The sequence below is a fragment of the Halobellus rufus genome (assembly GCF_000739575.1).
In the GTDB taxonomy this organism is placed as follows: Archaea; Halobacteriota; Halobacteria; order Halobacteriales; family Haloferacaceae; genus Haloquadratum; species Haloquadratum rufum.
Genome location: NZ_BBJO01000027.1, coordinates 1 through 1,640, shown reverse-complemented (window position 1 = coordinate 1,640; position 1,640 = coordinate 1). Strand labels below are relative to the sequence as shown.

Genomic DNA, 1,640 nt, shown 5'->3' with positions numbered 1-1,640 from the left:
TGCTCGACGTACGTGCTGTACATCGTCGAGTGGGCCAGTCGGTGATCTCCAGCTCCCAGCCTTGTCCTTCAGCTTCGAGCCGTTGGAAATACTCAATGCATTGCATGTATAGGTCCATCAGAACCTCCTGTGCGGCGAGCAGGAAGGCGCCACTTCCAACGGCGGGGTCGAGAACGTGTGCTTCCTTCAGAATATCGTGGTAGAGAGTCTCCACATGGCTGGTCTGAACGTTTTCCGTCGGAACCTGCTGAGTTATGGTTCCGCCATCGGCAACAGCTTCTGTGGTAGTATCTGCCTCGGGCACGGGGAAGCCGAACACGTTGTCGATCTCGTCGTAGTCCGCGCCCACAGCCTCGTTGAGCTGATCGAGAAGATACGGATGGATTGTCCGCCGGGCCATGAACCCCGTGATCTCTTCGGGTGTGTAGTACGCTCCCATCTCCTTCTGATTGACCGTTTGCTCGAAGATGTGGCCCAGAATCGCTGGGGAGAGGTTCTTGGGATCAACGATATCGAGTCGTTCGTCGACGTTCCAGTTCCAATCGGAGAGGAAGTCGAGGATATCGTCGAAGAGCTCGTTTGTTTCCTCGGCAGAGCCGCCTAACTTCACGTTCTGGAACTCCTCTTCGACAGGGTTCCTTGCGAATAAGCCACCGTTCAGGTACGGAAGACTACCGAAGTCAGGATTCTGCTTGTCTTCTGCCAAGTATTCGAAGAAAAGCGGGTCGTAGAACTCTTCGTAGTGGTCACCACCCTGGTCAACGACTTCATTCGGCTGTTCGTGAAGGTAATTCGGGTTCCGATCAAGGAGGCGCTTTTCTTGGATGAAGTATAGGAAGATCATCCGGTCAAGAATGACCTGCACATATCGTTGCTTCGCATCACCACGATCGTTGGGAATGCCCGTGACCTCTTGAATGAGATCTGTCCGGAGTTCCTCGAACTGTTCATAGAACTCCTTGACGACCTGCTGCGTGTCGTATAGCGTATCATAAATCGCAGCAGCAGAACCGTACTCAATCGAGTTCAGTTTCTGGAGAATAGTGTTCTTCTCTCCGCTGTCCCTCGTGAACTGTTCCTTCGAGAACGAAATCTTCTGATGCTTAATTCGACCGTGCTGCTGCCCCTCCCAGCTCCGAACTCGCGTGATGAAAGTAAAATTCTCGAAATCGTTGGTGGCAACGAGGTTGGTGTGTCGTGAGCGATTTTCCGGTTTGAAATCTGTGGCTGTCTCGCCGGGGCCCGCATTGACAATAACGATGAATTCGTCATCATCAAGCTGGACCACGAGTTCGTTGTCGTCACCTAGTTTCGGGCGTGGTTTGAGCCCGCGCTTTTCAAATGAGTTCGCGATATCCCGTAGAGAGTCCCAGCCCGCAATATCGGATGCGGTGATTTGCTGGAGAGTCATACCACCTGAAACTTGCTTTACTCATATGAAAATGAGGGGTATGAGGGTGACTTTCGACTGAACTGGCCAATACACTTGTTAGGTACAGCACGAGAAGCAACTCGTATTTCACCGACATCCGCAGAACAAGTCGAAAACGGCCAACAGCGACACGCTCAGTTGATGCAATGCATTGAGTATTTCCAACGGCTCGAAGCTGAAGGACAAGGCTGGGAGTTAGAATCTAGAA

The 1,640-nt window shown here is 52.0% G+C and carries 1 pseudogene; it reads right to left on the bottom strand.

Annotated elements, in window-relative coordinates:
* Positions 1-1,411: pseudogene (locus ACP99_RS11725) on the bottom strand (Eco57I restriction-modification methylase domain-containing protein); the annotation flags it as partial.
* Positions 1,412-1,640: the final 229 nt, after the last annotated feature.